This window comes from Stenomitos rutilans (assembly GCF_059505485.1).
Map to the genome: position 1 here is coordinate 22,690 of NZ_JCACKR010000129.1, position 6,194 is coordinate 28,883.

The 6,194-nt window shown below is 53.3% G+C and carries 7 protein-coding genes; 6 read left to right on the forward strand and 1 reads right to left on the reverse strand.

The features are described 5' to 3' along the window. Positions 1–52 precede the first annotated feature (52 nt). From AC5JLP_RS27385 to AC5JLP_RS27410, 6 genes are all read left to right on the forward strand, one after another. Positions 53–1,063, forward strand: coding sequence for a Nit6803 family nitrilase (locus AC5JLP_RS27385; RefSeq protein WP_496071010.1), 1,011 nt, complete (start codon positions 53–55; stop codon positions 1,061–1,063). 161 nt (positions 1,064–1,224) lie between these two features. After that, positions 1,225–2,322: an MSMEG_0568 family radical SAM protein gene (locus tag AC5JLP_RS27390; RefSeq protein ID WP_496071011.1), complete on the forward strand. Its 1,098-nt coding sequence runs from the start codon at positions 1,225–1,227 to the stop codon at positions 2,320–2,322. Positions 2,323–2,398: 76 nt separating this feature from the next. Further along, positions 2,399–3,061 (forward strand): MSMEG_0567/Sll0786 family nitrogen starvation N-acetyltransferase, encoded by a 663-nt coding sequence (locus tag AC5JLP_RS27395; protein ID WP_496071012.1) that lies wholly within the window; start codon positions 2,399–2,401, stop codon positions 3,059–3,061. After that, positions 3,058–4,239: a sll0787 family AIR synthase-like protein gene (locus AC5JLP_RS27400; RefSeq protein WP_496071013.1), complete on the forward strand. Its 1,182-nt coding sequence runs from the start codon at positions 3,058–3,060 to the stop codon at positions 4,237–4,239. The genes AC5JLP_RS27395 and AC5JLP_RS27400 overlap by 4 nt, the downstream gene beginning before the upstream one ends. A gap of 177 nt (positions 4,240–4,416) precedes the next feature. Further along, on the forward strand, positions 4,417–5,160 hold the full coding sequence (locus tag AC5JLP_RS27405) for a hypothetical protein (RefSeq protein ID WP_496071014.1): 744 nt from the start codon (positions 4,417–4,419) through the stop codon (positions 5,158–5,160). Between the two features lie 269 nt (positions 5,161–5,429). Next, complete coding sequence (locus AC5JLP_RS27410; RefSeq protein ID WP_496071015.1) at positions 5,430–5,792, forward strand: DUF4864 domain-containing protein; 363 nt, start codon at positions 5,430–5,432, stop codon at positions 5,790–5,792. A 212-nt stretch (positions 5,793–6,004) separates the two neighbouring features. Here the strand turns inward: AC5JLP_RS27410 and AC5JLP_RS27415 are convergent. Next, positions 6,005–6,194: hypothetical protein (locus AC5JLP_RS27415; RefSeq protein WP_496071016.1), on the reverse strand; the 190-nt coding region annotated here is incomplete at its 5' end.

The window sequence follows — 6,194 nt, forward strand, 5'->3', positions numbered from 1 at the left end:
TTGAAACTCAAAACTCATCACTCAAAACTATTAACTTGTATTTGGAGGCGCTGTGGCTTATTCACGCACCGTTAGAGCGGCAGCAGTGCAGCTTAGCCCTGTACTGTTCAGCCGGGATGGGACGACAGAGAAGGTGTTGCAGGCGATCGCCAGTGCTGCCAAAGAGGGTGCACAGCTAGTCGTCTTTCCAGAAACGGTTGTCCCCTACTACCCCTACTTCTCGTTTGTGCAACCGCCCGTTCTGATGGGCAAAGAGCATATGCGGCTCTATGAAGAAGCCGTCGAAATTCCCGGTGCCGTGACAGATGCGGTGAGTCGCGCGGCCCGTTCCTACGAGATGGTGGTCGTGCTGGGCGTGAATGAGCGCGATCGTGGCTCCGTTTACAACACGCAGCTTATCTTTGACGCGGATGGTTCCCTGTTGCTAAAGCGGCGCAAAATTACCCCAACCTACCACGAGCGCATGGTCTGGGGTCAGGGCGATGGGGCTGGCTTGACCGTACAAGAGACGGCTGTGGGCAAAGTTGGCGCGCTGGCATGCTGGGAGCATTACAATCCTCTGGCGCGATTTGCGCTGATGGCACAGCACGAACAAATTCATTGCGCTCAGTTTCCCGGTTCGATGGTAGGGCAGATTTTTGCGGATCAGATAGAAGTGACGATTCGCCACCATGCGCTGGAGTCTGGTTGCTTTGTGGTGAATGCAACCGGATGGTTGTCGCCAGAGCAGGTAGGACAAATCACAACCGATGAAACACTCCAAAAAGTGCTAGGTGGGGGATGCCACACCGCCATTATTGGCCCCGAAGGGAACCATCTCTGCCCACCGCTTACAGAAGGTGAGGGCATGGCGATCGCAAACCTCGACTTTTCGCTCATTACCAAACGCAAGCGCATGATGGATTGTGTAGGCCACTACTCACGACCTGATTTGTTGCAACTGCGGCTAAACCCAAGCCAGTGGTCAGTAGTTAGTGGCTTACAGGATGAAGGCACCGGACAGCCAGCCGCCGTAGAACCCCTGAATATTCCTCGATCTGAGTTTCTTGCGCTGGAACCATAGGTATTTTAGGGATCAGGGGGCAGGTAGAAGTTTTGAGTTTTGAGTTGAAGAACAATCAGCGGTCAGCCATCAGCAGTCAGCCCCCCCTTCTGACTCCTGACTCCTGACTTCATCTTTTTACCTTCTGCCTTTTACCTTTTACCTTTCCCCCACTCCCACCCATGAACAAGCAGCAGTTAATTACAGACCTTCAAACGCAAGGGTTGCGGTTAATGGAAGAAACGGGTGCTTCTGGACGAAAGGGTGGGGCTGGCCCTTCTGATCACAAGGCGGTGACGATCGAAGGCACAACGGTTATGGTGCCGATCTATACAGGTGCTGCGGCCCGATCGCCCTACGCTGTCACGATCGATGCCACCCTCGACCAAACGCTGTTGCATCGCGGCGATGAATTAGTTGCGCCGATTGCCTTTCCGCACCAGCCCAAGTTTTACGGTCTCACAACAGCGGACGGTATTCCCTATTGGAAGATAGCCCTGCTGCACAGTCATGATGTGCTGGCAACTACGGTGTTGCAAACCTGTATGCGCTACAGCGATGCCGCTACCTCCTGTCAGTTTTGCGCGATCGGTCAATCGCTGGAGGCTGGTCGGACGATCGCCCGCAAAACGCCTGCTCAACTGGCAGAAGTCGCAGAAGCGGCTGTGCGATTGGATGGGGTAAAGCACATGGTGATGACCAGCGGTACGCCCAATACGAGCGATCGGGGCGCGGCTTACCTAACCGAATGCGCCAGAGCGATCAAAAACCGGGTGGCATTACCGATTCAGGCCCAGTGCGAACCACCCGACGACTTTCTCTGGTTTGAGCGCTTGCAAGCAGCAGGGGTTGATGCGATCGGCATGCACCTGGAAGCCGTTGATCCCCAAGTGCGCGCCCAAATCATGCCCGGAAAAGCCACGGTGTCGGTGGACTATTATTACGAAGCCTTTGCCGCTGCCGTTAAAGTGTTTGGGCGAGGGCAGGTCAGCACCTATCTGCTGGCAGGGTTGGGCGACGATTTGCCGACGCTACTAGCTGCCTGCGATCGACTGGTGACGATCGGCGTTTACCCCTTTGTCGTGCCCTTCGTCCCGATTAGCGGCACTCCCTTAGCCAACCACGCGCCACCCACCAGCGAATTTATGCTCGCCCTCTACCGTCAAGTGGGTGCCATGCTCAACCGTGCGGACTTATCCTCCAGCGACATCAAAGCCGGATGCGCCAAATGTGGTGCCTGCTCTGCGCTTTCAACGTTTGAAGACGTTGTTAGTTGTTGATTGTTAGAGAGGGTGAGCAGTACAGCATAGAGAAAGATATTTAAAACTCAAAACTCAAAACTCATTCCCCCTGCCCATGTCCACCCATTCTTACTGCTTCAAATTAGCCACGTCGCCTTCGGATGTGAGCGGTTACTTTGCGTTGCGGCATGCAATCTTTGTCGAGGAGCAGCGGTTGTTTCAAGGCAGCGATGTGGATGAGATGGACGCGATCGCCTACCCGATCGTGGCGATGGCGGTAGAGGCACAGAGGCGCGAGGGTTCAGGAATGCTGGTTTTGCCGTTGACGCATCACCCTGTACTGGCACATTCGGCTCAGCCGACGCAACACCCATCAGAGCAGAATGTTTTGCCGTTGACCCATCATCCTGTGCTGACCCACTCTGCACAATTGATGCCACACTCTGTAATGGGGGTTGTAAGGATTTACGAGCCAGAGCCAAGGCTCTGGTACGGTGGTCGATTAGGTGTGCATGAAGACCATCGCCGTGCAGCCCGGATTGGGAAAGGCTTGATTTACAAAGCCGTGACGACTGCCAATACGTGGGGGTGCGATCGCTTTCTGGCAACCGTACAGCTTCAAAACGTCCGCTTCTTTCAACGGCAGCACTGGTATTCTCTGAAAGAGATGACCATTCACGGACTACCGCATCATTTGATGGAGGCCGATTTGAACTACTATCCACCCAGCAACGAGCAGCGTCCAACCCTTTCAACCTTTACCAAAGAAGCATCTTGAAGCTGGCAGATCTGGTGGCACACTTACAGCGATCGCTGGGTATTTTGCACAAGCAGGATATTCAAGTAGCGGCGAGGCTGTTGGGGGCGGCAAGTGAGGGGAGAGAGGAGAGGGGAGAGGGGTCAAGGTTTGGCGAAAGCAGTCAACAATCAGCAGTCAGCCATCAGCATCAACTCAAAACTCAAAACCCAAAACTCAAAACTCAAAACTCGGCGGTCAGCAACCAGCGGTCGGCGGTCAGCCATCAGCATCAACTCAAAACTCAAAACTCTCTAGCGAAGCGGCGCAAAGCGCTACTCAAAACTCTATCCCCCACTCCTCACTCCTCACTCCTCGGCGACGACTGCGCGGCTATCCCCGACGGCTCCGGCTACCTTCTCATGGCAGCGGAGGGCATGTTGCCATCGCTTGTAGAAACAGAACCCTGGTTTGCTGGTTGGTGTGCGGTGATGGTGAATGTGAGCGACATTTACGCAATGGGAGGCACCCCGATCGCAGTGGTAGATACCATCTGGAGCCAAACCACTGCAATGAGTGAACCGCTGCTGGATGGGATGAAGGCAGCAGCAGCGGCTTACAACGTACCGATCGTGGGTGGACATACGAATGGGCATAGTCCCTACAACGCTTTGTCTGTGGCGATTTTGGGACGGGCAGAGCAACTCATTACTAGCTTTGACGCCCAACCGGGCGATCGCCTGCTGTTAGCAACCGACTTTCGCGGCAAGCCCCACTCTAAACATCCCTTCTGGAATGCCGCCACGACTGCTGATTCGATGCAGTTGCGCGATGATCTGGCGCTACTACCATACCTGGCAAACGCCGGACTGTGCCACGCGGGCAAAGACGTCAGCATGGGTGGCATGTTGGGCACTTTACTGATGCTGCTCGAAACCTCAAACTGCGGTGCGGTACTCGATTTAGAGACAATACCACATCCACCAGACTTACCACTGGAACGGTGGCTGCTCTGCTTTCCCAGCTATGGCTTTTTGCTGAGCGTGCATCCAGAAAAGGTAGAAGCCGTGCGATCGCTGTTCCACGAGCGCGATTTAATTTGCGAGGCGATCGGCACCATCCAGACAACACCACAGCTCATTCTCAAAGACGCAACAGCATCAGCCATCTTTTGGGATCTGTCAGCCCAACCACTCACTGGCTTTTCCCCTCCTCACTAAACCCTCAAACGTCAACCATCCTTCTCCCCCACCATTTACCTTCTCCCTATCCCCCCATCCCCCATCTCCTCCACCCTCCCCTACCTATCAAAATCAGCCAGCGTATGCGATGTAGAGTATAAGTTTTAATGAGAATCAATACGAGCCGCTACCGTGCGATCGCCCTAGTAGCCCAACATGACACAACACACGCTTACGACCTTCGCCAATGGCAAGCAGGCGATCGTTCTCTCGCTTGATCCAACAGAAGATCTTGCCACCACGTTGCAGGCGGCGGGGCTTCAAACTACCGCTCCTGCGCTTGTCATCATTGGTGGTGCGAGCCAGATGACTCAGGAGAGTATTGATCGCGTTCATCAACTGTTCCAGACGGTGCTGGCTCCCCTCGCCGAAGCGCTCAACGCTGTCGTTATTGATGGCGGCACCGATACTGGCGTAATGCAAATGATGGGACAGTCCCGGACGGCAATGGAAGCAACATTTTGTCTCCTTGGGGTGGCACCTGCTAGCAAGGTTTCGTTGCCGGGTAAGAGCAACCCCAATGGTGAACCGCTAGAGCCAAATCATACTCATTTTGTCCTCACGCCCGGTACTGAGTGGGGAGATGAGTCTCCGTGGATTAGTGCGATCGCATCGTTACTGGCTGCTGATCGGGGCGCTGTGACTGTTCTAATCAATGGTGGTGCGGTTTCGTTACTGGAAGTGACAGAAAGCCTCCAGGCTGGCAGACCCGTCGTGGTGATTGCAGGAAGTGGTCGCTTGGCAGACGCGATCGCCACAGCGATCGCCTCACCCGAAGCATTGCAAAGAGACGCGATCGCGCCCCTGCTTGCGTCAAAGCATCTGCTTGTGTTCGATCGCGATAAGCCATTGTCTGCGCTCACTGATTTATTGAAAAAGCATTTAAGGCATCAAAACTGAGCTGTAGGAATCCGACTTAATTTGTGCCCGTAAGGGTGAATTAGCTTTCAGCTTCTAGCTTTAACTGCTGCCTTCTGCCCACTCACTTCGAGAGGTAATCCAGCTAGCAGACTGATTAACAGTTACGCTGTAATGTTGAGTAATAAGTATTTCATCTTTAAACTTGCTCCATGCACCTGCTGCCTTTCCGGTTCGGAAGATTAGCTCGTTGGTTAACGCAGATCAGCTTCACATTACTGCTCCTTACTCTTTCTGTTAAAGCACAGCAGATGACTGAGACTTCTTCTGATCGCGATACCATTCGTTCGGTCATTCAGCGGCAGCTACAAGCCTTTCAGAGGGACAATGCGGAAGAAGCGTTTACATATGCCAGCCCTGAAATTCGTGCCAAGTTTGGGACAGCTAAAAACTTCTTTCAGGCGGTGAAAACGAGCTATGCCGCAGTCTATCGACCGCGATCGGTCATGTTTGAGAAACTTGTCATGGTACAGGGCATTCCCACACAGGAAGTCGTATTGCTTGACCCGAATGGTGATTTAGTCAAAGCGCTTTACTTGATGGAAAAGCAGCCCGATGGCACCTGGAAAATCAGGGGGTGCTTGATCGTGCCGATGCAGGGACAGACCATTTAAAGCAATTCTTGCTTAAATACGCTACAGTTCAAGCCTTTCGGTAAGCAGGTGGGTCGAATTAAATCTAAGATGGGCGTAGGTAGGTTGCAGCATGAAACTCCTACCGTTTGCGAAGCGTTCTAAAGGAGAGGCTTTACACCTGCATGGCTGACGCTACTGCTTTTCTAGAATGCCGTAACAGCTTCACTCATTCTACAAATCATTGTGCCTTCCTACTGATGGGATGTAGGGCAATAGGTATGGCGATGCCAGTAAATACGGTTGTGAATCCGAAGTCGATCGCTTTCAAGCAATGAGAGCGATCGACTTCCAGTTATGGCACCCATTCGGCGAGACACATGCAATCCACCCGACATTCCGCCCTTTGAAGTGTCACATTGAGCGTTTAGCGGCATAAGTTTC

What these genes read in the sequence shown, in the direction of transcription:
- AC5JLP_RS27410 (WP_496071015.1), top strand. Translation starts at nt 5,430, where the DNA reads ATGACTGAGACTTCTTCTGATCGCGATACCATTCGTTCGGTCATTCAG.
- AC5JLP_RS27405 (WP_496071014.1), top strand. Translation starts at nt 4,417, where the DNA reads ATGACACAACACACGCTTACGACCTTCGCCAATGGCAAGCAGGCGATC.
- AC5JLP_RS27390 (WP_496071011.1), top strand. Translation starts at nt 1,225, where the DNA reads ATGAACAAGCAGCAGTTAATTACAGACCTTCAAACGCAAGGGTTGCGG.
- AC5JLP_RS27395 (WP_496071012.1), top strand. Translation starts at nt 2,399, where the DNA reads ATGTCCACCCATTCTTACTGCTTCAAATTAGCCACGTCGCCTTCGGAT.